Below are 24576 nucleotides of genomic sequence, written 5' to 3' on the forward strand. Positions count from 1 at the left end.
CCGCAAGACCTGCGCTCGGCCTCCTGAAGTCGCAATCGGCGGCGCCTGATCTACCGTGCGCTTAGAAGCAAAAGCAAAAGCAAAAGCAAAAGCAAAAGCAAAAGCAAAAGCAAAAGCGCCAGGGCTTCGCTTTAACGTGGTTTCAGGTCCAGCCTGCGTAAATGGCACGTCACTTCCTCACGGTCGTGATACAGCTGTTTACAGGCAATCGACACCCTGACTTTACGCGCCTTGAACGTCGCCTCCATGCGATCCAGCAACCGCCGTACTTCAGCGTAACGCTGCTTCATCGGCAACTTCAGGTTGACCACCGCCTCACGGCACAACCCCTCCCCCAGCCACGTCTCGATCAATGACGTCGTGCGCGCCGGCTTCTCGACGATGTCACAGACCATCCAGTCCACCGGCTGCTTCGGCTGCCAGGTAAAACCATCGGCCATCAAGTGCTGCACAAGCCCCGTGTCCATCAGGCTCTCGGCCATAGGGCCATTGTCGATAGCCGTCACCAGCATGCCTCGACGCACCAGCTGGTAAGTCCAACCACCCGGCGAAGCCCCCAGGTCCACCCCGGTCATGTCGTCACCCAGGCGCTGTTCCCACTGCTCGCGCGGGATGAACTGGTGCCAGGCCTCCTCAAGCTTGAGGGTCGAGCGACTCGGCGCCTCCCGCGGAAACTTCAAACGGGGGATACCCATCGGCCACAGCGCGCTGTTGTTCGCCTCGGCCACGCCCGCAAAAACCCGCCGGCCGCTGATGAAGGTCAGCAACAACCGAGGCAAACTCGCGTTGTCGACCAGCCGCCCGCTCTTTTCCAACGCCTTGCGCAATGGCACCTCGAATTTACGGCAGAACGTCGACAGCTCCTTGCCCTCATTGCTGTCGAGCACCTCAAGCCACAGGCTGCCAAACACCGGCTGCCCCGCCAGGTGTTCAAGCAACACACTGATGCGATCGCTTTCCGGTAACTCGATGTAACTGCCACGCGCCCACTGCCGCGGGAAGATCAGCTGCGCAAAGCGCAGTTGCGCCATCAACCGTTCGGCACCTTCGGCATCGGCACAGACAAACTCGGCGCAGGCACTCTGCGGCTTGCCTTTGGCATAGCCAGCAACACCCAGGCGCGCGGCATGTTCGCTGATCTCGGCGCACACCTCGCCCTCGAACCCGGGCCGGCAATGCATGAACAGGGTATTCATCTCTCACTCCACTACGGCTGGCGCGCCAAGGGCGCCGGCAGGGCGGCGATGATAAAGGAAGATCGGAACCTGCGACATGCCCCGCCGGTCCAGAATAGGGTCAGGGCCGCCAAACCGGTCTAACCTGACCATTCAGCCAGGTCCGTACCGTGCGGGCCGAAACAGAGCGGTGATACCGGCATCCTTCCAGCAAATGCCGGGCACCGGTGCAAAAGGAGTAGGCAATGCCCTCGCTCGATAGCCTGAACACCCTCAAAACCCTCAAGGTAGCCGATCACACCTACCACTATTTCAGCCTCCCCGAAGCTGCCCGGCAGCTTGGCGACCTGCAGCGCCTGCCCATGTCGCTCAAGGTGCTGCTGGAAAACCTGCTGCGCTGGGAAGACGGAGAAACCGTCAAGGGCGAAGACCTGCGCGCCCTGGCCGGCTGGCTACAGGAGCGTCGCTCCGATCGCGAAATCCAGTACCGCCCGGCGCGAGTACTGATGCAGGACTTCACCGGCGTACCAGCGGTGGTCGACCTGGCGGCCATGCGCGCGGCAATGGCCAAGGCCGGCGGCGACCCACAGCGGATCAACCCCCTGTCCCCGGTGGACCTGGTGATCGACCACTCCGTGATGGTCGACCGCTACGCCACACCCCAGGCGTTCAGTGAGAACGTCGATATCGAAATGCAGCGCAACGGCGAACGTTACGCCTTCCTGCGCTGGGGCCAGAGCGCGTTCGACAATTTCCGTGTGGTGCCGCCGGGGACCGGCATTTGCCACCAGGTCAACCTGGAGTACCTTGGGCGCACCGTGTGGACCCGCGAAGCAGACGGCCGCACCTATGCCTTCCCCGATACCCTGGTCGGCACCGATTCACACACCACCATGATCAACGGCCTGGGCGTGCTCGGCTGGGGCGTGGGCGGCATCGAGGCGGAAGCCGCCATGCTCGGCCAGCCAGTATCGATGCTGATCCCGGAAGTGATCGGCTTCAAGCTCACCGGCAAGCTGCGCGAGGGCATCACCGCCACCGACCTGGTGCTGACCGTGACCCAGATGCTGCGCAAGAAAGGCGTGGTGGGCAAGTTCGTCGAGTTCTACGGTGACGGCCTGGCCGACCTGCCCCTGGCCGACCGCGCCACCATTGCCAACATGGCGCCAGAATATGGCGCCACCTGCGGCTTTTTCCCGGTCGATGAGGTGACGCTCGACTATTTGCGCCTGTCGGGCCGCCCCAGCGAGACCGTGCAACTGGTCGAGCAGTACTGCAAGGCGCAAGGCCTGTGGCGCCTGCCAGGCCAGGAGCCGCTGTTCAGCGACACCCTGGCCCTGGACATGGGCCAGGTCGAAGCGAGCCTGGCCGGGCCGAAGCGGCCTCAGGACCGGGTCGCCCTGGGCCAGGTCAGCCAGGCCTTCGACCACTTCATCGAGCTGCAACCCAAGCCACTGGCCAAAGAAGTCGGCCGCCTGGAAAGCGAAGGCGGCGGTGGCGTGGCAGTCGGTAATGCCGACCAGGCGGGCGAGATCGACTACAGCCATCAAGGCAAGACCTACACCTTGCGCGATGGCGCCGTGGTGATCGCCGCGATCACCTCCTGCACCAACACCTCCAACCCCAGCGTGATGATGGCGGCTGGCCTGGTCGCCAAGAAAGCCCTCGAAAAAGGCCTGCAACGCAAACCATGGGTCAAAAGCTCACTGGCCCCAGGCTCCAAGGTGGTCACCGACTATTACAATGCTGCCGGGCTCACCCGCTACCTGGACGAACTCGGTTTCGACCTGGTCGGCTATGGCTGCACCACATGCATCGGCAACTCCGGGCCACTGGACGAAGCCGTCGAGAAAGCCATCAGCAGCGCCGACCTTACCGTGGCCTCGGTGCTTTCGGGCAACCGCAACTTCGAAGGCCGGGTCCACCCACTGGTCAAGACCAACTGGCTGGCATCGCCCCCCCTGGTGGTGGCCTACGCCCTGGCTGGCACCGTGCGCCTGGACCTGACCCAGGACCCGCTGGGCACCGGCAAGGACGGGCAGCCGGTGTACCTGCGCGACATCTGGCCCAGCCAGCAGGAAATTGCCGAGGCGGTGGCCAAGGTCGACACCGCCATGTTCCACAAGGAATACGCCGAAGTGTTTGCTGGCGACGCCCAGTGGCAAGCCATCGAGGTGCCGCAGGCCGCCACCTATGTGTGGCAGGATGACTCCACCTACATCCAGCACCCGCCCTTCTTCGACGACATCGGCGGCCCGCTGCCCCAAATCGAGAACATACAGGGCGCGCGCATCCTCGCCCTGCTTGGTGACTCGGTCACCACCGACCACATCTCCCCGGCCGGTAACATCAAGGCCGACAGCCCGGCCGGGCGCTACCTGCGCGACAAAGGTGTTGAACCCCGTGACTTCAACTCCTACGGTTCGCGGCGCGGCAACCATGAGGTGATGATGCGCGGCACATTCGCCAATATTCGCATCCGCAACGAGATGCTCGCTGGCGAGGAAGGCGGTAATACGCTGTACGTGCCCACAGGCGAGAAGCTGTCGATCTATGATGCGGCCATGCGCTATCAGGCTGAAGGCACACCGCTGGTGGTGATCGCCGGGCAGGAGTATGGCACCGGTTCAAGCCGCGACTGGGCCGCCAAAGGCACCAACCTGCTGGGGGTCAAGGCGGTGCTGGCCGAGAGCTTCGAGCGCATCCACCGCTCCAACCTGGTGGGCATGGGCGTGCTGCCGTTGCAATTCAAGGCCGGGAATGATCGCAAGCAGCTGGGGCTGACCGGCAAGGAACGCATCGATGTGCTGGGGCTGGCGGGCGTGCAACTGAAACCGGGCATGAGCTTGCCACTGCGGATTACCCGCGAGGATGGGCAGCAGCAGGAAATCGAAGTGCTGTGCCGCATCGATACCGTCAATGAAGTGGAGTACTTCAAGTCGGGCGGGATTCTGCACTACGTCTTGCGTCAGTTGATTGCCAGCTGATTGCAATGACCCGGGGCGCCTTGCGCCCCGCTTCCACGACCAGAGGCTGGCTCTTGGCCAGCCGATGAGTCATGATCTGACTTTCACGTCATGTGTTAGCAAAAAAACGGTCATAATGACGCCTACATCAGTAAATGGACGGTGCTGCTAACGCAACGCCGGTGGCTAGCTATTGCCCCAGATCAAGCAAGTTAAATATTCATTCAATAAAAACACTGGCTTGCCGATACCTGTGGAAAGCCTTGCGGATTACTCAGCCCATGCGTAACAACCAGCCGATTACCCAGAGAGAACGGACTTTCCCTGCCCACCAACGGTTGATCTCCACCACCAATGCCAAGGGTGTGATCACCTACTGCAACGATGCCTTCATCGAGATCAGCGGTTTCACCCGCGAGGAGCTGACTGACGCGCCGCACAACCTGGTGCGCCATCCCGATGTGCCATCGGCGGTGTTCGCCCATATGTGGCAAACCCTCAAGCAAGGCCAGCCCTGGATGGGCATCGTCAAGAACCGCTGCAAATCGGGCGACCATTACTGGGTCAACGCCTACGTCACCCCGATTTTCGACAACAACCAGGTGGTCGGTTTCGAGTCGGTGCGGGTCAAGCCTACCGCCGAGCAGATCCGCCGCGCCGAAGCCCTGTACCAGCGTATCAATCAGGGCAAGACCGCCATTCCGCGCCGTGACAAGTGGCTGCCGGTGCTGCAGGACTGGCTGCCCTTCATCCTGGTCAGCCAGATTGGCTTCCTGATTGGCAACTGGCTGGGCCACTCCTGGGGCTTCGCCCTGGCCGCCGCCCTGTCAGTGCCCCTGGGCCTGCTCGGCCTGGGCTGGCAGCAACGCGGCCTCAAGCGCTTGCTGCGCCTGGCCGAACAGACCACCTCCGACCCGCTGATCGCACAGATGTACACCGACAGCCGCGGCGTCCAGGCACGCCTGGAAATGGCCATGCTCAGCCAGGACGCGCGCATGAAGACTTGCCTGACCCGCCTGCAGGACAGTGCCGAGCACCTCAGCGAACAGGCCCGGCAGTCTGATGTGCTGGCCCACAAGAGCTCTTCGGGCCTGGAGCGTCAGCGGGTCGAAACCGAACAGGTTGCAGCCGCCGTCAACCAGATGGCCGCCACCACCCAGGAAGTGGCCAACCACGTGCAGCGCACTGCAGACGCCACCCAGGAAGCCAATCGCCTGACCAGCCAAGGCCGCCAGATCGCCGGGGAAACCCGCGACGCCATCGAACGCCTTTCGGCTGCCGTGGGCGAAACCGGCGAGACTGTGACGCAACTGGCCAAGGACAGTGACGAGATCGGGGGCGTGGTCGATGTGATCAAAGGCATTGCCGACCAAACCAACCTGCTGGCACTCAATGCCGCCATTGAAGCGGCCCGCGCCGGGGAAATGGGCCGCGGCTTTGCAGTGGTTGCCGATGAAGTACGCCAACTGGCGCAGCGTACCGCCGAGTCCACAGGGCAAATCCATGGCCTGATCGCCAAATTGCAGCAAACTGCCAACACCGCCGTACTGACCATGGAGACCGGTCATCGCCAGGCCCAGGAAGGCGTCGACCGCGTCATGCAGGCGGACCAGGCACTGGTCGGTATCAGCGAAGCCGTGGCCAATATCACCGATATGGCCACTCAGATTGCGGCGGCCACCGAAGAGCAGACCGCTGTGGCCGATGAAATCAGCCGCAACATCAGCACCATCGCTGAACTGGCCGACCAGACCGCAGAGCAGGCCCAGCACTCGGCACTGCTGAGTGAAGAGCTGACCACTACTGCGGGTGGCCAGTACTCGCTGGTGGAGCGTTTCAACCGTTAAGGCCGCCTGGCCTCACTGCCGGTAACCCGGCGATGAGGCCAGATGCCCTACCAATCCAGGCTCAAACGGCTCTCGAAATAGCGCCCCTCACCCGTCAGCGGGTCAGCAAAACGCAAACTGTGCGCCAGCAACTTCAACGGCCGCTGATAATCATCCTCTTCGTTGCGCAAGTCAGGATAGAACGGGTCATTGCAGATCGCCGCCCCCAACGCGGCCATGTGGACGCGTAACTGGTGGGTCTTGCCGGTCACCGGCGATAAGCCATAGCGCCACAGCTCACCGTTCTTCTCCAGCACCTCGGCGAGGGTTTCGCTGTTGTCGGCCCCCGGTACTTCCTGCATTCGGAAAAACGGTTCGCCATGTACCAAGCGGCTGGTATGCACCAGGGGAAACTCACGCTGGGGCAACGCAGCGGCAATGGCTTGATAACGCTTGTCGATGCGCCGTTCAGGAAACAGCCGTTGGTAAGCGCTACGCGTTTGCGGGTTGGCAGAGAACAACACCAGGCCTGCGGTATGCCGGTCGATCCGGTGCAGCGGCACCAGGTGCGGGTTGTCCAGGCGGCGAATCAAGCGGCGCAGCAGTGTCTGCTCGACGTACTCGCCGGTCGGCGTAACGGGCAGAAAGTGGGGTTTGTCGGCCACCACCAAGTGCTCGTCCACATGCAGGATGGTTTCCTGTACCGGGATGGGGCGTTCGTTGGGTACTTCGCGAAAGTAATGCAGGCGCATGCCGCGGCGGTAGGGCAAATCGGCGCTGATGGCCTTGCCGGCAGCGTCGAGCACGCGGCCGCGTGCAAAGCGGTCGAGCCACTGCGCACGCTCGATGGCCTTGAAATGGTCGCACAGGCAATCGAGAACCGTTGCCCAGTTGCCGGGGGGCAGGCAGACCGTGCTGGCTTGCTGGTGGGCAGGATCGAAAGGCGTGGTCATGGCAGGCTCGGAACACTCAAGGCTGCGTATTATCCCCCAAGCCCAACAGCTCAGCCAGCCTGCACTACCCGCTCACTGCGCTCTTTCAGCCAGCGCAGTACCTGTACGGCCTCCCAGCGCCCGGGGTCGTAGAGCGCGTAGAGCAAACCCTGATAACCCACCACATCCAGCCCGCGGTGGTATCCCGCCCGCTGGAACAGCGCCTCGATCTCGGCGAAACAGGTATTGAAATGTACTTTGCCAAAAGGCGTACGATCATCGGTAACCAGGCCTTCGAGGCGCAGTTCCAGCACCGCATCGTAGACCCGCTCCACTGGCATGCGGTTGACGCTGTACTTGAGTTGCTCGACGTTGAGCATGAACCTATCTCTATACTGTATTTATATACAGCATACGAGCATACCTGCCCCTGCGTCAATTCGCCGACCCTTCACTTCAGCCCCGACATGTAGCCAGTACCTCTGCGAATGGTCAGCACCTCCCGGCGCGGCGCGCTGGGCGAGACCGAGAGATGAACCCAACTGTCGAACTCCAGGATCAGCTGGTCGAACTCCACATTGCTTTTACTGATCCGATGAACCACCTCGCGATGGCTGATGCCCACCACACCGAAATCCGCAGCCAGCCCTGTCATGTGCTGGCTGCGGGACGAACCGCCGATGCGCGCGTTCAACTCCGCGCTGCGGTAGCCGCTACTGACGATGACCGGCCGGGCGAACAGCGCACGCACCTGCTCAAGCGCCTGGCATAACAGGTGCAGGTTGGTGATGACCTGCGGCGTAGGTGTATTGATCAGCCCTTCTCTGGAAGCGATTTGCGAAACGATCATTTCTTGCAGGGTGAAATGTGGGGTAATGCGCATGGCTACAATCTCGAAAACGATGATGAGGTGGTGGTGGCTGTGACCAGCACGGCATCATCGTTCAGCAACACAGCTAACGCAGTCAGGCGATGTTTCCCTGGGCCCTCACTGCCCCAGAAAGGCAACCACCTGTTCTGCATCGAACGGCCAGTGCAGTTCGGCGGCGGTATCGCAGCGACGCAGTATGGGGATGATCAGGCCATAGCGCTCGAACAGCGCCTCGCTATCGGCGATATCCACCAGTTCGACCAGCAAACCATGATCGACAAACGGCATCAGGACGGCTTCGGCCACTTCGCACAAGTGGCACCCGACAGTGCCGAAGAGTTGGCATTCAGGCAGCATGGGGCAGGACTCGGTTTGGCTGTGGGAAGAAACCTATTCTAGGCCCCTCCCGCACGCCGTGCACCCCGCCTGCTCAGTCCTGGCTGGTGGCGCCGATACGGTGCAATGACAGGTCGGCCCCTTGGAACTCCTGCTCATGGCTCAAGCGCAAGCCGTGCACTGCGCGGATCAGGCCATACACGGCGAAGCCACCGAGCAACGCGACTGCCACCCCAGCCAGGCTGCCGAACAGCTGGCTGACCAGGCTGACGCCGCCCAAGCCACCGAGCGCCAGCTGACCAAAGATGCCACAGGCAATACCGCCCCATACCCCGCATAAACCGTGCAGCGGCCACACGCCCAGGACGTCGTCGATCTTCCAGCGGTTCTGTGCGGCGGTGAAGCTCCAGACAAACAGCACCCCCGCCACCAGGCCGGTGGCCAGCGCGCCAATCGGGTGCATCAGGTCAGAGCCCGCGCAAATCGCCACCAGGCCTGCCAAAGGCCCGTTATGCAGGAAGCCTGGGTCGTTGCGGCCCGCCAGCAACGCTGCCAGGGTGCCGCCTACCATGGCCATCAGCGAGTTGACCGCCACCAGACCGCTGACGCCTTGCAGGGTCTGCGCGCTCATCACGTTGAAGCCGAACCATCCGATGATCAGAATCCAGGAGCCCAGCGCCAGGAACGGAATGCTCGACGGTGCAAAAGCCACCAGCCGCCCATCACGGTAGCGCCCGCGCCGCGCGCCCAGCAGCAGCACCGCCGCCAAGGCCAGCCAGCCGCCCATGGCATGCACCACCACTGACCCGGCAAAGTCATGGAACGGCGCACCGAAACGCGCCTGCAGCCAGCCCTGAATCCCGAGGTTGCCATTCCACACCACCCCTTCGAAGAACGGGTAGATGAATGCCACGATCAAGGCCGTGGCGCACAACTGCGGAACGAACCGCGCACGTTCGGCAATGCCGCCAGAGATGATTGCCGGGATCGCGGCGGCGAAGGTGAGCAGGAAAAAGCACTTGACCAGCGCATAGCCATGGTCGGCGGCCAGCTGCGATGCCGGATGCAAAAAACTCACGCCGTAGGCGATCCAGTAACCGATGAAGAAGTAGACCAACGCTGAAATGGCGAAGTCGCTGAGGATTTTCGACAAGGCATTGACCTGGTTCTTGTGACGCACGGTACCCACTTCCAGAAACGCGAAACCGGCGTGCATGGCCAGCACCAAAATGGCGCCCATAAGGATGAACAGAGTGTTGGAACCGTGGACCAGGGAGTCCATCGCGCTGTGCATGTTTTCCATGAAATAGGCAGACCTGCTGAAAAGGCACCAGGACAGTTCAAAAACCTGCATCCCTGCACCGAATCGGTGCCAGCCGCGACCCCGCTGCAACGAGCGGGGCGGAGCCTGCGTGGTTTTTTCTTGGTTTGTCGTGGATTGGGTTAAGGTTTATTCGTATCCGCCGGGGTTTTCGCCCTTGATTGGCGCAACGTCCCGGTCTGCGCCCCGCGTTGTGGCACGCTTCATTAGCAAGCCTCATACCAGCGTCGCAGTGAACCTTCAGCGAACCGGGTAACTCGAATCACCTACACACCTACACAGGGAGAGCCACACATGGCGAGCAAAACCGCAAAGACTGCACAAGAGATTTTGATGGCTGACTTCCAGGCCTTGGTGCGTGACACCGAGAAACTCCTGGCTGACACCGCCAACCTCGCCGGTGACCAGGCTGACGAGCTGCGCGAACAGATCCACGACCGCCTGACCCAGGCCCGGGAGACCCTGCAGCTTACCCAGGACTCCGTGCGCGAGCGTGGCCAGGCAGCCCTGGGGAGCGCTGAGCAGTACGTTCAGAACAACCCTTGGCAAGCCATCGGTATCGCCGCAGGCGTAGGCCTGTTGATCGGCCTGCTGGCCAGTCGGCGTTGAGGAGCCCCCATGGAGAATGAAGCCATTGGCACCAGTGCCTCGGGCAAGCGCCTGGGTGCAGCGCTGCTGGGGCTGCTGCACAGCCATATCGAACTGCTCGGCATTGAGCTGCAGGAGCAGAAAGGTCGCACCCTGAGGCTGTTGCTGTTCGCCGGCCTTGCCCTGGTGTTTGCCCTGTTGCTGCTGACCGCCTTGTCGGGGCTGCTGTTGGTCTTGCTGTGGGACAGCTACCGCCTGGCCGGTATCGTTGGCTTGTGCGTGTTCTATGGCCTGGCTGCGCTGTACTGCGGATTACGGCTCAAAGCTGCAGTGTTCGATGAGTCGTCGCCGTTCAGTGCCACCCTCGAAGAACTTGCCAAGGACCGGGAGCGCCTGACGCCATGAGCCTGCCTGAACTGCCAAATACGCGTAACCCACGGGAGCTGCGCAAGGCGCTGCTGCGCCTGCGCATGGAAATGCACCGCCAGCAGATCCGTCACGAGTCGGGGCAACTGCTGCAACCCCTGCAGCGCTTGCGCGGCATGGGCGGCTCGCTGCACGACGGGCTGGGCATCAAGCACGCACCGCTGTGGGGCATTGGTGCGGTCGTCGCGCTGGGCTTTCTTACCGGCAAAGGCGTGCGCAGTGGTAACCTGGCGCGCCTGGTGCGCCTGGGCACCAGCCTGCTGCCGCTGGTGAAGCTGTACTTCCAGGGCTCGCGACGCCCCTGAACGCTTCGGCACCTGCTGCGGCCCTGTTGCCGTCCTGGCGGCGACAGGGCCGTATTGACTTGCCGCTTGCATAGCCTGCCCCGACACCTGAAGCTACGCCCATCGATCGACAGGAGAACACGCCTTGGACTGGCAAACCCTGCTCACCCGAGAGCGCCTGGGCAAAGCGTTGTACAGCCCCGAAGAACTGGGACGCAGCCCGTTCCACAAAGACCACGACCGGATCATCTTCTCAGGCGCATTCCGCCGCCTGGGTCGTAAGACCCAAGTCCATCCGGTCTCCAGCAACGACCATATCCACACGCGCCTGACCCATTCCCTGGAGGTCAGTTGCGTTGGCCGCTCACTTGGCATGCGTGTGGGCGAAACCCTGCGCGATAGCCTGCCCGAATGGTGCGGCCCCAGTGACCTGGGCATGATCGTGCAGTCCGCTTGCCTGGCCCATGACATCGGTAACCCACCGTTCGGCCATTCCGGCGAAGACGCCATCCGCCACTGGTTCCAACAGGCCGCAGGGCGCGGTTGGCTGGACGACATGAGTGATCACGAGCGCGCCGACTTCCTCAACTTCGAAGGTAATGCCCAGGGCTTTCGGGTGCTCACCCAACTCGAGTACCACCAGTTCGATGGCGGCACCCGGCTGACCTACGCCACCCTGGGCACTTACCTCAAGTACCCGTGGACCGCCCGGCATGCCGATGCCCTGGGTTACAAGAAGCACAAGTTCGGTTGCTACCAGAGCGAACTGTGGCTATAGTAAACAGCCAAAAATGATATTTTTTGAAAATCAACAGCCAAAAAGTTATAAGTGCAACTATTTTGGCATGAGAATTAAATTTGATAATCAAAAAAAGAATAAGGAGGGCTTTGCTGAACTTGAACATACCACCATTGGCGAGAGCCAATCCACCTAAATTCGCTCACCGCCCATACCACTAAACTGTCGAGCCAAATGCACGGCGTAGTTATCAGTCATGCCACTCACGTAGTCCAGAACCTGCATAATCGCGGAGTAGTCCTTTGAAACATTTTCGCGAGCGTTTATAGCAACCAAGTCAAGTCCCATTAAATCGACTACTCGCTTGGTCTTTGAATCAGCGACTCCGCCATTCCTAGCAAAACTTAGAGCAGCCGAACAGCTAACTTGCAACAACGTTGATATCGTGCTGTAAGCCCCTATTTCAAGCTCAACTTTACGCGGATGTTGGAAAATTTCCTCGCGTGCAAGAATTTTGGCAGAGTTTACGCAATCACGCACATTACTACTACACAGTTCAAATATACCAAGAGCCTTCCCAGCCATAATTTCATCATAATTACTCATAAAAGCAGCCACCCCTGCATCTACGAATGCAGAGATAACCTTACCGCGAGCCATAGATAATCTACGCCCTAGCTTCATGCCTTGAGTTTCTTTTGCCAACTGGTCCCGTTGTTGCTCACCGAGAACGAGGCACAAAATATCAAAAACCTTATCCCATTCGAGAATACCCATCTCCACACCATCCTCCAGATCAAGGATGGCGTAGCAAAAGTCATCTGAAATCTCCATCAAGTTAGCTAATGGATGGCGGCAACGCCAGCCATTACCAAGCTTTAACAGCCCCGTCGCATCCGCCACCTCATCGAAAAAACCAAGTTCCGAGCAGTAAACACCATATTTATTTTTAACAGGTCGCAACTGATTAACTGCATCACCTGCCATCCATGGATACTTTATAAAAGCCCCCAACGATGCATAAGTTAGACGCATACCCCCATCATACGGATGATACTCTGAAGTTGTTAACACTCGGAACCCTTGGGCGTTCCCTTCAAATCTACGAAAGTCAGTAGCCTCATTGAAAGGCAAGCACTCAATCATCTTCGCACCTACGTCATTAGTGAACCAATGACGTATTGCCTCTTCACCAGTGTGTCCAAAAGGCGGGTTACCAATATCGTGAGCGAGACATGCCGTTTGTACGATATCGCCAATATCAGAAGCTGAATAGTAATCAGGTATTAGCTTTTCCTTCAAAAGCTCCTGCCCAACTCGGACTCCGAGCGTCCTACCTACACAAGCCACCTCCAAACTATGGGTCAGGCGATTATGCACATGGTCATTGGTCGCCAGAGGATGTACCTGAGTCTTTCTTGCAAGGCGTCTGAACGCACCTGAGAAAATGACTTTATCGTGGTCCGAATGGAAGGGGGAACGACCAAGTTCCGACTTCGGGGGGCGTCCACCTAATCGAGTAGTATTCAACAACTTATCCCAACTCATTCTGTCCATAGCACCTCCGGGCGAAGGAACAACACACAAAAAATCACAAGCCATTGACATCAGCAAAACACAAACTCACAAGACCAATCAGTTACCCAACCTATTAGCAAAACGCTCTACCGCCTCAACCACTTGTTGAGCCCCCTCCTGAATTTCACATATAACATTTCCTGCCTCAGCAGAAAGCTCAAGACCTTGTACCGCATGCATTTTACCCTGCTCTATGATTCGAACAGCCTCTTCCGCCATTTTTTGGTTTTTAGAAACCACATCGACAATTTCTTTCGTCGCCTTCGTAGTTCTGGATGCAAGCTGTCTTACCTCATCAGCAACTACAGCAAACCCCCGTCCCTGCTCACCAGCCCTTGCCGCTTCAATCGCAGCATTGAGTGCAAGCAAATTAGTCTGATCAGCAATCCCCCCAATACTTTTTACAATCCCACCAACCAATTGAGACTGTTGATCTAGTGCACGAATACCCTCTACAGCCGCTTCCATTTGAGCAGCCAACTCCTGCATTACCCTCATTGTATCCTGAACCACTCCGCTACCACGCCGTGCACTTTCATCAGTATTCCTCGAAGTACCATAAGCTATATCAGCCGCCTCAGACACTGCCTGCTCGCGGTTAACTTGCTCAGTAATGACAGTTGCAAACTTAACCACCTTATATAGTCTTTTATAAGAGTCCGAAACTGGACTATACGAGGCTTCCAGCCACACAACCCGACCATAGCTATCTATACGCTTAAAGCGACCCGCCAAAAACTCTCCCCTTCGGAGCCTCTCCCAAAAACCCTCATATTCTTTAGAGGATGACTCTGCAGGCTCACAGAAAATCCTGTGGTGCTTTCCTTTTATTTGCTCTGAGCTGTAACCCATTGCACTTAAAAATCTATCATTTGCAGTTAAAACCATACCATCTAGATCAAATTCAATAACTGCAGTTGAACGTTGCAAAGCCCCAATCAAATTCTCATGCTCACAGGACTCCTCGATAGTTCGGGTAAGGTCAGTGGCATACACTGAGAGATGAGAAAGCACCCCCGTTGAGCTTCTAATTGGCTGAATAATCACACGCAACCATGCCTCCTCCCCATTCCCCCTACAAGCTTGAAGAGCACCAACCCAATGCTTCCCAGACTGAACAGCATTCTTCATGCGGTTAAAATGATCTGTATTCCGAGCAAAATCTGGAACCAAGTCAAAAATTGGCCTCCCAGCCAATTTTTCAGCCGAATACATCATTTCACGTAAAAAATTACCATTACCCTCTATAATAACACCTTGAGAACCCAATCGAAGCACTAACATTTCATCATCAAGACTTTTCCTAACCTGCTCCAACGAAAAAAGCTTTTCACTAACTTCCTCAAGCTTTTCTTTTAAATCCTTACCCTTGAAAAACATATCATCACCCACGTGAAAACTAAATTAGTTACAGAGATTGGAAACCCATTCTTCTAATTCTCTGGGAGCAAGCGGCTTTGAAAGAAAGTACCCTTGAGCAACATGATAACCCTGCTCCTTGAGAACCTTGTATTGCCCCAGCTCTTCAACGCCTTCAGCGACAACTTTTAAACACAAACTATCACCTATCCTAAGCACAGCCTCACTAAGTGCTCTACTTGTCTCATCTGTTTCCAATTCAAGAACAAAACTCTTATCTAGCTTTAGCTCTTGAATCGGAAGCTTCCTAAGATAGCTTAAACTAGAGTAGCCCGTACCAAAATCATCCATCGCCAACTTAATCCCTTTTGAGCTGACATCACCCAACACCTTCATAGTATTAGGATTCGTATCAAGCAAAACACTTTCCGTTAGCTCCAAAGTCAAATCGCCAACCTTTAAATCATGCTGCGATAGAGTCCTCAGTATCATCCCACCAAGATCTAAATTATGAAAATTACTTGGCGACAAATTCACAGAAACGGCAGGTATTTTCAGCCCTTTTCGCCTCCAGCTTGCAAGCTGACGACAAGCTTCCCTTACAGCCCAAGCACCTAAGTCCCCTATCAGGCCACACTCTTCAGCAAGAGGAATAAACCTCGAAGGAGAAACTTCTCCAAACTTTGAGTGCCGCCACCTAGCCAAAGCTTCAACACCATAGAGCGTCCCGTCACCCACATTAATTTGCGGCTGATAGTGCAACTTAAGCTCACCGCCATCTATTGCCAACCGCAATGCACTTTCCAACTCCTGCCTTTCTAGAGCCAATTGATTCAGTTCAGGACTAAAGAAACTAAACCTACCTCTCCCGCTTCCTTTTGCTTGATACATGGCCATATCAGCACGATGTATCAAAGTCGCCATATCATGACCGTCTTGCGGATACACACTAATCCCTATGCTGGCGGACGGCGACAAAACAACCCCACCAATACTAATCGGCCTTGATATAGACTTCTTTATTTCCTCAACAATCTCAGTAACATGTTCACTACCACAGTTTGGTAGAGCCACAACGAATTCATCTCCAGACAGCCGCCCTACGATATCAGACGCTCGGCGATTGCATAATAATCTTTCAGCAATAGCCCTAAGCAACACGTCACCCGCAGGGTGCCCAAGCGAATCGTTAACTTGCTTGAACCGATCCAAATCTATAAACAGGACCGACATTGAGCTTCTTGATCTCCTTGCATCAACCAAAGCATGGTCTGCTTTAGCGTGCAATAGACTGCGATTGGGGAGTTCGGTAAGGCTATCATAAAACGCTAACTGTCGTATGTTCTCCCTATCCTCTTCACGCTCCATCGCAAGAGCACAAAGCGGCGAAGCAACCTCCATCATCATTTTATGAAGACCTGAAGGAACCCGACGCACTGAGTAATAAAAAACAAGTACACCAATAACATTTCCCTTTGTATTCTTGACAGGCGTAGACCAAGAGCTTTTAATCCCCAACCTCAAAAAGTCTTCTGACAAGCCATCCCATATTGGATCTTGCTCAATATCTTCCGTAACAATAGACTCACCATAGTAAGCAGCCTTGCTGGAAGAACCGACACAATTCTTTACCTGCATCCCCTCTAACAGCCTTGCATACTCAACCGGCAGACTCGGGGCCGCCAGCGGATGCATGACCCCATCCTCATCAACCTGTATAACAGCTATCTTTATATCAGGCTCAACCAATTCAATTTCCCTACATACCAGATCCATTACCTCCTCTAGAGGATTCTCCCGCACCATGGCATCCAGTATAGTACTTTGAATAACCTCGTGTATCTTTGACCCCGTCACATCAGCAAGCACAGTGACAGTATTAACAAGCTCGCCACCAGCACTCAAGATAGGACTAATTGCAATATTCGACCATATACGCTCACCACTTTTAAGACGCGTCAACTCCTCAACTTTAAAAGACAACCCGGCCTTCAACCTAGAGTGGACCTCCTCAATTCTCGCCTCACTCAAATGCGGTACTATCAGAGCAGCAGGCCTTAAGCCATCAACCTCGTCAGATGAATAACCAAAAATACGCTCAAACCCTTTATTTACAAAGACAATCTTCCATTCATGATCGGTAATAACAATTGCATTGTCCGTCTCATTCGCAACCATTGATAGTAGCTTGGTGCGTTGACGCTCTTTACGCCTATCAGTAACATCTTTCACAAAAGCAGTATAAACAACCAGACCTTCACTTTCGACGCGAGAGATCGACATAGCTCCCCAACGCTGAGAGCCATCCTTTCTATGAATCGGGACTTCTCGCGTACTGCCAACAATTTTATTGACACCCGTCCGACGATTTTCATTTATGTAATCATCGTGATCAGATTGCATCCCTAAAGGAACGAGCATCTTCACATTACGCCCTAGCACTTCATCCCTGCTATAACCCCACAGAGTTTCCGCCGCACGATTAAAAAGAACAACATTGTTCTCAGTATCAATAACAACAACACCATCTACAGCTTGCTCAAGTGTCTGAGTAAATATCTTTGAAAGATTATGTGCAATAGGCATTTAGATACTACCGATGAGCTACTCAAAAAGCATCCTAGCAACGGAGTTCTAGCAGGCTTAGCCCGCAGCCCCCCCCACAATGCACTCATAGCTTAAGGCCATTAAAATTACAAGTCATCAAATGCTCTCGAACATCTATACCTTGCCAATCAAATCCTGACCACATGGACAGAAAAAGCATTTGGCAAAATCTTACCCACTGAAGCATCAAACCCTAAGAAACTGAATCCAAAGAAAAATCTGCCGGAAAATACCTATTTATGTGTACCCCGCAATCAATATAAGAAGTGGTTGTGTAATTACCAAGAGCGAGTTGCCTTTACTGGAGCAGATCGCTCACAAGCTTGGCCTGCCGCTGCTGGAAGAGCAGCGTTGGGCACGCCACCCCCTGGTCTACCTGATGGAGGCAGCAGACGACATCTGCTACGGGCTGATCGACCTGGAAGATGGCCTGGAGATGGAGTTGCTGGAGTACGCCGAAGTAGAAGCACTGCTGCTGGACCTGGTGGGGGATGACCTGCCCGAAACCTACCGTCAGCTCGGCCCTTCGGACTCCCGCCGGCGCAAACTGGCAATCCTGCGGGGCAAGGCCATCGAGCACCTCACCAATGCCGCTGCGGGCGCTTTCGTCGAACAGCAGCAGGCACTGCTCGCCGGGCAACTGAGTGGTGACCTGGTCGAGCACATGCACGGCCCCGCCCAGCGCTGCGTGCTCCAGGCCAAGGCCATGGCACGCAACAAGATCTTCCAGGACAAGCGCAAGACGCTGCATGAAATTGGCGCCTACACCACCCTGGAGATCCTGCTCAACACCTTCTGCGGCGCCGCCCTCGAGCAACATGGCGGGCGCACCCCGTCGTTCAAGAGCCGCCGCGTGCTGGACCTGATCGGCAACAACGCGCCTCACCCTCATGACTCCCTCTACACGGCATTCCTGCGCATGATCGACTTCATCGCCGGCATGACCGACAGCTATGCCAGCGAGATGGCCCGGGAAATGACCGGGCGCTCCAGCCCGACCTGAACTGAGCGATGCCGCATGCCCCGGAGCATGCGGCATCGCTCATTGAAAGAAATTTCCTACACACCTCGTTTACCAACTAAACATCCAAACTAACGTAACCAATAAAAAGTTACCAAAACACCTCTAACACCCTGTTCAAGGGCGGTGCTTCGTGGCTCAAATTGTTATTTCCTGTAAGCCATTTCCCATATACGGCTAATCGTCGTTCCTCGCATCCCGCACGCGTTCCAACTGGGTTAAGGTGCCACTGCCTTTATCCGCCGCAGGGAAGTTGAACATGCACTCCGTATTTATTGTCGATGACCATCCAGTCATCCGTCTGGCTGTTCGTATGTTGCTAGAAAACCAGAACTACAAGGTCGTCGGCGAATCGGACAATGGCGTGGACGCCATGCAGATGATTCGCGAAACGCTTCCGGACCTGGTCATCCTCGACATCAGCATTCCCAAGCTGGACGGCCTTGAGGTGCTCTCCCGCTTCCAGGCCATGGCCCTGCCACTGAAGGTGCTGATCCTCACCGCACAGTCACCAGCGCTGTTTGCCGTGCGCTGCATGCAGTCGGGTGCCGCAGGCTATGTGTGCAAGCAGGAAGACTTGAGCGAACTGCTCAGTGCAATCAAGGCCGTACTAGCCGGTTACAACTATTTTCCCAGCCAGGCTATCCATAATGGCCACGAATCGTCCGACGCCGATCTCAGCCTCTTCCGCCAGGTCAATGATCGCGAACTGATGGTGTTGCAACTTTTCGCCCAGGGGCGAAGCAACAAGGAAATCGCCAAAGGCATGTTTCTGAGCAACAAGACGGTCAGTACCTACAAAAAGCGCCTGATGCAAAAACTTCAGGTCGACACGCTGGTCGATCTCATCGAAATGGCCAAACGCAACGCGCTCGTCTGAGGTTTTCAATGGCGCGATTCCTTGCCTGGCTGGCCCTCATGCTGATAGTGGCCAGCGGTGCGCAGGCCACCGAACAGGAGGCTACGCCTTACACACTGCTCGCCCGTTCATCGACCACCCTGTTGCAACCCCAGTTGAGTGCGCAGCAACGGCAATGGCTGCAGGGCCGTGAATACCTGACCTTGGGCACCTCGGCACCGGACTATGCACCGTTTGACATCACCAGTGGTGGCCGCGACTACCAAGGCCTGACCGCGGAATACGCCAACTTGATCGGCAAAGCCCTGCAACTGCCCATACGGGTTCTGCGCTACCCCAACCGACAAGCCGCTGTTCAGGCCTTAAAAGACGGGCACATCGACCTGCTGGGCAGCGCCAACGGTTTTGAAGCGGCAATCGATGGCCTGGCGCTATCGCACCCCTACGCCGTAGATCAGCCCGTGCTGGTTACCCGCGAGGATGAAAACCGTGCGCTTAACCGCGGCCTGGAAGGCATGCGCCTGGGTATGCTTTATCACTACTTGCCCAACCAGGAAGTCAGCGCGATCTATCCCAAAGCCGAACTGCTGGCCTTCGGCTCTCCAACCCAGGCCCTCAATGCCGTAGCGTTCGGGCAGGCCGATGTGTTCATCGGCGACACCATCTCGACCCACTACCTGCTCAATCGCGGCCACCTGCCACGCTTGCGCATGGCCAGTTTCGGCAAGCACGAAAACGTGGGTTTCAGTTTTGCCATGCGGGCCCAGGACATCCATCTGCGGGCGTTGGTGAACACCACGCTCGAGCGCCAGTCCAGCGCTGTGCGCACCAGCATCTTCAAACGCTGGGGGGCCGGCGGCGACCTGCTGCTGACCGACCGCAAACTGCAGCTGACACAGGAAGAGGCGCAATGGCTGCAGCGCCATCCGGTCATGCAAGTGGCCATCGACGAGACCGCTGCACCGCTGTCCTACTTCGACAGCAATGGCCATTTCCGCGGTATCACCGCCGACCTGCTCGATCTGATCCGCCTGCGTACCGGCCTGCGCTTTGAGGTGCAGCGAGCCAACGGTATCGCCGAGATGATCGCACGCCTGCAAGACGGGCGCGTGAACATGATTGCCGCGCTTGCCGTGGACGACATGGGCAACGAGCGCTTGCACCTGAGCCGCCCTTACCTGGAAAGCGCCTATGTGCTGGTGACCCGTGCCGAGACTGCGCAGTACACCTCGCTGGACAAACTGCGGGGCCGCCGCATCGCCGTCACCCGCTACAGCGCGATGGCCAAAATGCTGGCCACCCACTATCCGCAAACCGGCTGGATCGAGACCGAAAGCCCCTTCTATTCCATGGCCCTGCTGAGCAGCGGCGCCGTTGACGCCGTGATAACCACGCTCATCGATGCCAGCCACGCGCTGGCCGGCAATGCCAACCTGGTCATTCGCAATACCGTTGGCATCGAACCTGCCAACTTCGCCATGGCCACGACCGACCAGGCCAGCGCGCTGGCCTCGATCCTGGACAAGGCACTGCTGAGCATCTCGCCAGAAGAACTGGGCGTGATCAACAATCGCTGGCGCGGCTACAGCGCGCACGAGGACAACAGCTGGCAGAAGGTTCGCCGGCTGGTCCTGCAGGTGTTGCTGGGCACCGGGCTGCTCCTGCTGTTGGCATTGATCTGGAACGCCCGCCTGCGGCGGCAGATCAAGCAGCGTCAACGCGCCGAACGGGCGCTGAACGATCAATTGGAATTCATGGGCGCGCTGCTCAACGGCACCCCCCACCCGATGTATGTGCGCGACCGCGACGGCTGCCTGAAAAGCTGCAACGCCAGCTACCTGGAAGCGGTTCAGGCAAACCTCGATGAGGTGCTTGGCAAGCGCCTGGAAGATAGCCTGTTCGCGGGCGCCGAAGCCACCCGCCAGATCCATGCCGACTATCTGCAGGTAATGGCCGCCGGCGTACCGCTGATCATCGATCGCCCACTGCGGCTCAAGGACCGCGAGATCACCCTCTACCACTGGATCTTGCCTTACCGGGACTCCCTGGGTGAGGTACAGGGCATCATCGGCGGCTGGATCGACATCAGCGAACGGCGCAAGTTGGTGCAGGAGCTACGCGAAGCCAAGCAACTGGCCGACGACGCCAACCGTGCCAAGAGCACCTTCCTGGCCACCATCAGCCACGAGATCCGCACGCCGATGAACGCCGTCATCGGCATGCTGGAACTTGCAGTCAAACGCGCCAACCAGGGGCAGATCGACCGCACCTCGCTGGAAGTCGCACACCATTCGGCCAAGGACCTCCTGGGCCTGATCGGCGATATTCTGGACATCGTGCGCATCGAGTCCGGCCACCTGTCCCTTGCACCGGAACCGGTTGACCTGGCCAGGCTGGTCGAATCGGTGGGCCGCGTGTTCGATGGCCAGGCGCGGCAGAAAGGCCTGGCGCTGGAGATCATCATCAGCCCCGACGCCCGCTGCCATGCCCTGCTCGACCCACTGCGTTTCAAGCAAGTCCTGTCCAACCTGATCAGCAACGCCATCAAGTTCACCGAGCACGGCCAGGTGCGCATCAGCCTGAGCCTGCGCGATGAAGGGCCAGATGCAGCGCCAAGCCTGGAGCTTGAAGTGCGCGACAGCGGCATCGGCATTCACGACGATGACTTGCAGCGCCTGTTCAACCCCTTCGTGCAAGCCAACCCACATAGCCAGGGCGCGCGAGCGGGCACCGGGCTTGGCCTGGCCATCTGCCGCAACCTGTGTGAAATGATGGGCGGCGACCTCAGCATCAAGAGCATGCCGGATTTCGGCACCCAGGTTCGCCTGGTCATGCCGTTGCAATGCGTTGACGCACCGCCGCCGCAGGCACTGGGGGCAGAAGATGTCGAGCGGCCCGATCCGCACCTGAACGTGCTGGTGATCGATGACCACCCGGCCAACCTGCTGCTGATGGAGCAGCAATTGGGTTACCTGGGCCTCACACCCACCAGCGCCAGCGACGGCCGCGAAGGCCTGAGCAAATGGCGCAGCGGGCAATTCGACGTGGTGGTGCTCGATTGCAACATGCCGCACATGAACGGTTACCAACTCGCCGCTGCGGTGCGCGCCGAAGAACGTCAAGGCGCTCGCCCTCGCTGCATCATTCTGGGCTACACCGCCAATGCCCAGCCGGAAGTCAGGCAAAAATGCCTCAGTGTCGGCATGGACGACTGCCTGCTCAAACCCATCAGCCTGCGCACCCTGAGCCAGCGCCTGGCAAGCATTGCCGCCCACCCACAGGAGGCTGACACCTGCCCACTGTTCGACCTGAAGGGCCTGGCCGGCATCGTCGGCAACGACCCCAACGACCGTGACCGGTTTCTCACCGCCCTGCACCTGAGCCTGCAACAGGACCTGGCCCAGCTCATGCGTATGGACCCCGAACATGCGGCACCGGCCATCCACGAACAGGCGCACAAGATCCTCAGCGCAGCACGGATGCTCGAAGCGCGGAACATGATGAAGGCTTGCGAGGCTCTGGAAGAAAGCGGCTTGCCAGCCTCGCAGGTGAAATTGCGACGGCAGGCGTTGGCGCGGCATATGCGCCGCGTAGAGAAAGCCCTGGCCAGGCTGCTGGCCAGGGCTTGAGGAAGCGGCGCGCGGGCGGGCTGCCGCTTCAGGCGTGGATCAGGAAGCCGAGTTGATCGGCTTTTCCGGATACCAGGCGTCCAGCAGCGGGCTGACTTCGATGGTGGTCAGTTCGCTACGGCCTTTGAGCCAGGCTTCGACAGTGGCGCGTTGCTCTTCGCTGACCGAACCACGGTTGGCCAGGCAGACCAGGCCGAAGTCATCGCCGCCGACGTAGTCCAGGCCGTTGGCATCCATGGCTTCAGCCAGGAAGGCGTCGAGGAAGGCATCGATGGCTTCGTCAGACAGGTCTTCCTTGAAACCCAGGTTCAGTTCGAAACCCAGCTCCTGGAATTCATCGACGCACAGCTTTTTGCGCAGACGACGGGAACGGTTGGTAGCCATGAAACAATCCTCTTAAGTAATAACGCGCGGCACTTTAACAGTTTCCGCAGGGCAACGGCGCTTTTCCGTCGAACGTGGCGCATCAGGGCTGCGCTTGGGGCATAATGCGCACTATATTTCGTCGTGGGTCATCATCTCTTACAGCCCCCGTTTCTTTTTCCCTCGTCTGCAGGGTCTTAACCTCCTATGATCAAAACGCTCCGTCCTCTCGTTCTCGCCGGCCTGCTCCTTCCATTCACCCTGTCGAGCCAGGCCGCCGCCGTCAATACCAGCCTGCCACCCAAGGTGCAGCAAGCCCTCAAGGCCAACAAACTGCAGGACACCGCACTGTCGCTGGTGATGCTGCCGCTGGACGGCCCGGGCAATGCCACGGTGTTCAACGCCGATGTATCGGTCAACCCGGCCTCGACCATGAAGCTGGTCACCACCTATGCGGCGCTCGAACTGCTCGGCCCGACCTTTCAGTGGAAGACCGAGTTCTACACCGATGGCACCCTGAGCAACGGCGTGCTCAACGGCAACCTCTACCTCAAAGGTGGTGGCGACCCGAAGTTGAACATGGAGAAGCTCTGGCTGCTGATGCGTGACCTGCGTGCGAACGGGGTGCGTACCGTTACCGGCGACCTGGTGCTGGACCGCAGCCACTTCGTGCAGCCCAACCTGCCGCAGTTCGACGATGATGGCGGCGATGTCAACAAACCCTTCCTGGTCAAACCCGACGCCTTGCTGGTCAACCTCAAGGCCCTGCGCTTTGTCGCCCGCAACGATGGCGGCAAGGTCACCATCGCCGTCGAGCCGCCGATTGCCAACATCCGCATCGACAACCAGGTCAAGGCAGTGGCCTCCAAACAGTGCAGCGGCGACGTGCGCTACAACCCGGTGCCGCAGCCGGACGGCATCAGCGTAGTGGTCAGCGGCCAACTGGGCGATGGCTGCAACTCACAGACCTATCTGTCGCTGCTCGACCACCCGACCTACGCCGCCGGGGCAGTGCGTGCGATCTGGAACGAGCTCGGTGGCAGCATCCAGGGGCGTGACCGCGTCGAGAACGTCCCCAAGAGCGCCCGCCTACTCGCCCGGGCCTTCTCCCCCGACCTGGTGGAGGTCATCCGCGACATCAACAAGTACAGCAACAACACCATGGCCCAGCAGCTGTTCCTCAGCCTGGGTGCACAGTTCCGTACCGACGCCGACGGCGACGACGCCCGTGCGGCCCAACGTGTGGTGCGCCAGTGGCTGGCGAAAAAAGGCATCACCGCGCCGCACCTGGTGATGGAAAACGGTTCAGGCCTGTCACGTGCCGAACGGGTCAGCACCCGCGAAATGGCAGCACTGCTGCAGGCCGCCTGGAAGAGCCCCTACTCGGCCGAGTTCATCAGCTCCATGCCGCTGGTGGGCATGGACGGCACCATGCGCAAGCGCCTCAAACGCACCGCCATGACCGGTGAAGGGCATATCAAGACCGGTACCCTGAACACGGTACGGGCCATTGCCGGCTTCAGCCGTGACAGCAACGGCCATACCTGGGCGGTGGCGGCGATCCTCAACGATCCAAAACCGTGGGGGGCCTCGCAGGTGCTGGACCAGGTACTGCTGGACCTGTATCGCCAGCCGAAAGCCGGTAACAGTACGGCGGCGGTAGCCCCCTGATTTTGACGGGCCAGTACCCGCCTCA

The 24576-nt window shown here is 58.1% G+C and carries 18 protein-coding genes and 3 pseudogenes; 10 read left to right on the forward strand and 11 right to left on the reverse strand.

Annotation, left to right across the window (positions count from 1 at the left end):
• Positions 1-131: 131 nt before the first annotated feature.
• Entirely contained in the window at positions 132-1196 is a 1065-nt protein-coding gene (gene rlmM / locus APH34_RS18025; RefSeq protein WP_054902308.1) for a 23S rRNA (cytidine(2498)-2'-O)-methyltransferase RlmM, read from the reverse strand.
• A gap of 224 nt (positions 1197-1420) precedes the next feature.
• Between rlmM and acnA the strand changes: the two genes are divergently transcribed.
• Positions 1421-4162, forward strand: coding sequence for an aconitate hydratase AcnA (gene acnA, locus APH34_RS18030; protein ID WP_054902309.1), 2742 nt, complete (start codon positions 1421-1423; stop codon positions 4160-4162).
• 260 nt (positions 4163-4422) lie between these two features.
• Positions 4423-5988 (forward strand): PAS domain-containing methyl-accepting chemotaxis protein, encoded by a 1566-nt coding sequence (locus tag APH34_RS18035; RefSeq protein WP_054902310.1) that lies wholly within the window; start codon positions 4423-4425, stop codon positions 5986-5988.
• 47 nt (positions 5989-6035) lie between these two features.
• Here the strand turns inward: APH34_RS18035 and APH34_RS18040 are convergent, their stop codons facing one another.
• The 5 genes from APH34_RS18040 to APH34_RS18060 form a co-directional block, all read right to left on the reverse strand.
• Entirely contained in the window at positions 6036-6920 is an 885-nt protein-coding gene (locus APH34_RS18040) for a pseudouridine synthase (RefSeq protein ID WP_054902311.1), read from the reverse strand.
• Positions 6921-6970: 50 nt separating this feature from the next.
• Positions 6971-7279, reverse strand: a complete 309-nt coding sequence (locus APH34_RS18045; protein ID WP_054902312.1) for a hypothetical protein — start codon at positions 7277-7279, stop codon at positions 6971-6973.
• Between the two features lie 71 nt (positions 7280-7350).
• Positions 7351-7782, reverse strand: a complete 432-nt coding sequence (locus tag APH34_RS18050; RefSeq protein WP_054902313.1) for a D-Ala-D-Ala carboxypeptidase family metallohydrolase — start codon at positions 7780-7782, stop codon at positions 7351-7353.
• 105 nt (positions 7783-7887) lie between these two features.
• Entirely contained in the window at positions 7888-8127 is a 240-nt protein-coding gene (locus APH34_RS18055; RefSeq protein WP_054902314.1) for a glutaredoxin family protein, read from the reverse strand.
• Positions 8128-8200: 73 nt separating this feature from the next.
• On the reverse strand, positions 8201-9409 hold the full coding sequence (locus APH34_RS18060; RefSeq protein WP_054902379.1) for an ammonium transporter: 1209 nt from the start codon (positions 9407-9409) through the stop codon (positions 8201-8203).
• A 312-nt stretch (positions 9410-9721) separates the two neighbouring features.
• Here APH34_RS18060 and APH34_RS18065 point away from each other — a divergent pair, with 312 nt between their 5' ends.
• The 4 genes and pseudogenes from APH34_RS18065 to dgt form a co-directional block, all read left to right on the forward strand.
• A complete protein-coding gene (locus APH34_RS18065; RefSeq protein WP_054902315.1) occupies positions 9722-10036 on the forward strand; it encodes a YqjD family protein in 315 nt (104 codons plus the stop codon).
• A gap of 9 nt (positions 10037-10045) precedes the next feature.
• A complete protein-coding gene (locus APH34_RS18070; RefSeq protein ID WP_054902316.1) occupies positions 10046-10420 on the forward strand; it encodes a phage holin family protein in 375 nt (124 codons plus the stop codon).
• Positions 10417-10746 carry a hypothetical protein gene (locus APH34_RS18075; RefSeq protein WP_054902317.1) on the forward strand — a complete coding sequence of 110 codons (330 nt, stop codon included), beginning with the start codon at positions 10417-10419 and terminating at the stop codon, positions 10744-10746. The genes APH34_RS18070 and APH34_RS18075 overlap by 4 nt, the downstream gene beginning before the upstream one ends.
• Before the next feature lie 124 nt (positions 10747-10870).
• Positions 10871-11494 (forward strand): annotated as a pseudogene (gene dgt / locus APH34_RS18080) (dGTP triphosphohydrolase); the annotation flags it as partial.
• A 162-nt stretch (positions 11495-11656) separates the two neighbouring features.
• Here dgt and APH34_RS18085 read toward each other — a convergent pair.
• The 4 genes and pseudogenes from APH34_RS18085 to APH34_RS18095 form a co-directional block, all read right to left on the reverse strand.
• Complete coding sequence (locus APH34_RS18085) at positions 11657-13021, reverse strand: deoxyguanosinetriphosphate triphosphohydrolase (protein ID WP_236198584.1); 1365 nt, start codon at positions 13019-13021, stop codon at positions 11657-11659.
• A 78-nt stretch (positions 13022-13099) separates the two neighbouring features.
• Positions 13100-13540: a methyl-accepting chemotaxis protein gene (locus APH34_RS30380; protein WP_371263313.1), complete on the reverse strand. Its 441-nt coding sequence runs from the start codon at positions 13538-13540 to the stop codon at positions 13100-13102.
• Positions 13541-13639: 99 nt separating this feature from the next.
• A pseudogene (locus tag APH34_RS30385) lies at positions 13640-14422 on the reverse strand (PAS domain-containing protein); the annotation flags it as partial.
• A gap of 24 nt (positions 14423-14446) precedes the next feature.
• Positions 14447-16987, reverse strand: a complete 2541-nt coding sequence (locus tag APH34_RS18095) for an EAL domain-containing protein (RefSeq protein ID WP_082422835.1) — start codon at positions 16985-16987, stop codon at positions 14447-14449.
• Between the two features lie 289 nt (positions 16988-17276).
• Between APH34_RS18095 and APH34_RS18100 the strand changes: the two are divergent.
• The 3 genes and pseudogenes from APH34_RS18100 to APH34_RS18110 all read left to right on the forward strand — a co-directional run.
• A pseudogene (locus APH34_RS18100) lies at positions 17277-18011 on the forward strand (deoxyguanosinetriphosphate triphosphohydrolase); the annotation flags it as partial.
• 277 nt (positions 18012-18288) lie between these two features.
• A complete protein-coding gene (locus APH34_RS18105) occupies positions 18289-18909 on the forward strand; it encodes a response regulator transcription factor (protein ID WP_054902320.1) in 621 nt (206 codons plus the stop codon).
• Between the two features lie 8 nt (positions 18910-18917).
• A complete protein-coding gene (locus APH34_RS18110; RefSeq protein ID WP_054902321.1) occupies positions 18918-22517 on the forward strand; it encodes an ATP-binding protein in 3600 nt (1199 codons plus the stop codon).
• 39 nt (positions 22518-22556) lie between these two features.
• On the opposite strand, the gene APH34_RS18115 is transcribed toward APH34_RS18110, so the two are convergent.
• Complete coding sequence (locus APH34_RS18115) at positions 22557-22901, reverse strand: YggL family protein (protein ID WP_054902322.1); 345 nt, start codon at positions 22899-22901, stop codon at positions 22557-22559.
• Between the two features lie 186 nt (positions 22902-23087).
• Between APH34_RS18115 and dacB the strand changes: the two genes are divergently transcribed.
• Entirely contained in the window at positions 23088-24551 is a 1464-nt protein-coding gene (dacB, locus tag APH34_RS18120; RefSeq protein WP_054902323.1) for a D-alanyl-D-alanine carboxypeptidase/D-alanyl-D-alanine-endopeptidase, read from the forward strand.
• Positions 24552-24576 lie beyond the last annotated feature (25 nt).

The organism is Pseudomonas sp. NBRC 111131 (genome assembly GCF_001320525.1).
Lineage (GTDB): Bacteria > Pseudomonadota > Gammaproteobacteria > Pseudomonadales > Pseudomonadaceae > Aquipseudomonas > Aquipseudomonas ceruminis.

Bases quoted from the DNA above. Each gene is read 5' to 3' on its own strand.
- rlmM (WP_054902308.1), bottom strand. From the start codon at position 1,196: ATGAATACCCTGTTCATGCATTGCCGGCCCGGGTTCGAGGGCGAGGTG.
- acnA (WP_054902309.1), top strand. From the start codon at position 1,421: ATGCCCTCGCTCGATAGCCTGAACACCCTCAAAACCCTCAAGGTAGCC.
- APH34_RS18035 (WP_054902310.1), top strand. From the start codon at position 4,423: ATGCGTAACAACCAGCCGATTACCCAGAGAGAACGGACTTTCCCTGCC.
- APH34_RS18040 (WP_054902311.1), bottom strand. From the start codon at position 6,920: ATGACCACGCCTTTCGATCCTGCCCACCAGCAAGCCAGCACGGTCTGC.
- APH34_RS18045 (WP_054902312.1), bottom strand. From the start codon at position 7,279: ATGCTCAACGTCGAGCAACTCAAGTACAGCGTCAACCGCATGCCAGTG.
- APH34_RS18050 (WP_054902313.1), bottom strand. From the start codon at position 7,782: ATGCGCATTACCCCACATTTCACCCTGCAAGAAATGATCGTTTCGCAA.
- APH34_RS18055 (WP_054902314.1), bottom strand. From the start codon at position 8,127: ATGCTGCCTGAATGCCAACTCTTCGGCACTGTCGGGTGCCACTTGTGC.
- APH34_RS18060 (WP_054902379.1), bottom strand. From the start codon at position 9,409: ATGGAAAACATGCACAGCGCGATGGACTCCCTGGTCCACGGTTCCAAC.
- APH34_RS18065 (WP_054902315.1), top strand. From the start codon at position 9,722: ATGGCGAGCAAAACCGCAAAGACTGCACAAGAGATTTTGATGGCTGAC.
- APH34_RS18070 (WP_054902316.1), top strand. From the start codon at position 10,046: ATGGAGAATGAAGCCATTGGCACCAGTGCCTCGGGCAAGCGCCTGGGT.
- APH34_RS18075 (WP_054902317.1), top strand. From the start codon at position 10,417: ATGAGCCTGCCTGAACTGCCAAATACGCGTAACCCACGGGAGCTGCGC.
- APH34_RS18085 (WP_236198584.1), bottom strand. From the start codon at position 13,021: ATGGACAGAATGAGTTGGGATAAGTTGTTGAATACTACTCGATTAGGT.
- APH34_RS30380 (WP_371263313.1), bottom strand. From the start codon at position 13,540: ATGAGGGTAATGCAGGAGTTGGCTGCTCAAATGGAAGCGGCTGTAGAG.
- APH34_RS18095 (WP_082422835.1), bottom strand. From the start codon at position 16,987: ATGCCTATTGCACATAATCTTTCAAAGATATTTACTCAGACACTTGAG.
- APH34_RS18105 (WP_054902320.1), top strand. From the start codon at position 18,289: ATGCACTCCGTATTTATTGTCGATGACCATCCAGTCATCCGTCTGGCT.
- APH34_RS18110 (WP_054902321.1), top strand. From the start codon at position 18,918: ATGGCGCGATTCCTTGCCTGGCTGGCCCTCATGCTGATAGTGGCCAGC.
- APH34_RS18115 (WP_054902322.1), bottom strand. From the start codon at position 22,901: ATGGCTACCAACCGTTCCCGTCGTCTGCGCAAAAAGCTGTGCGTCGAT.
- dacB (WP_054902323.1), top strand. From the start codon at position 23,088: ATGATCAAAACGCTCCGTCCTCTCGTTCTCGCCGGCCTGCTCCTTCCA.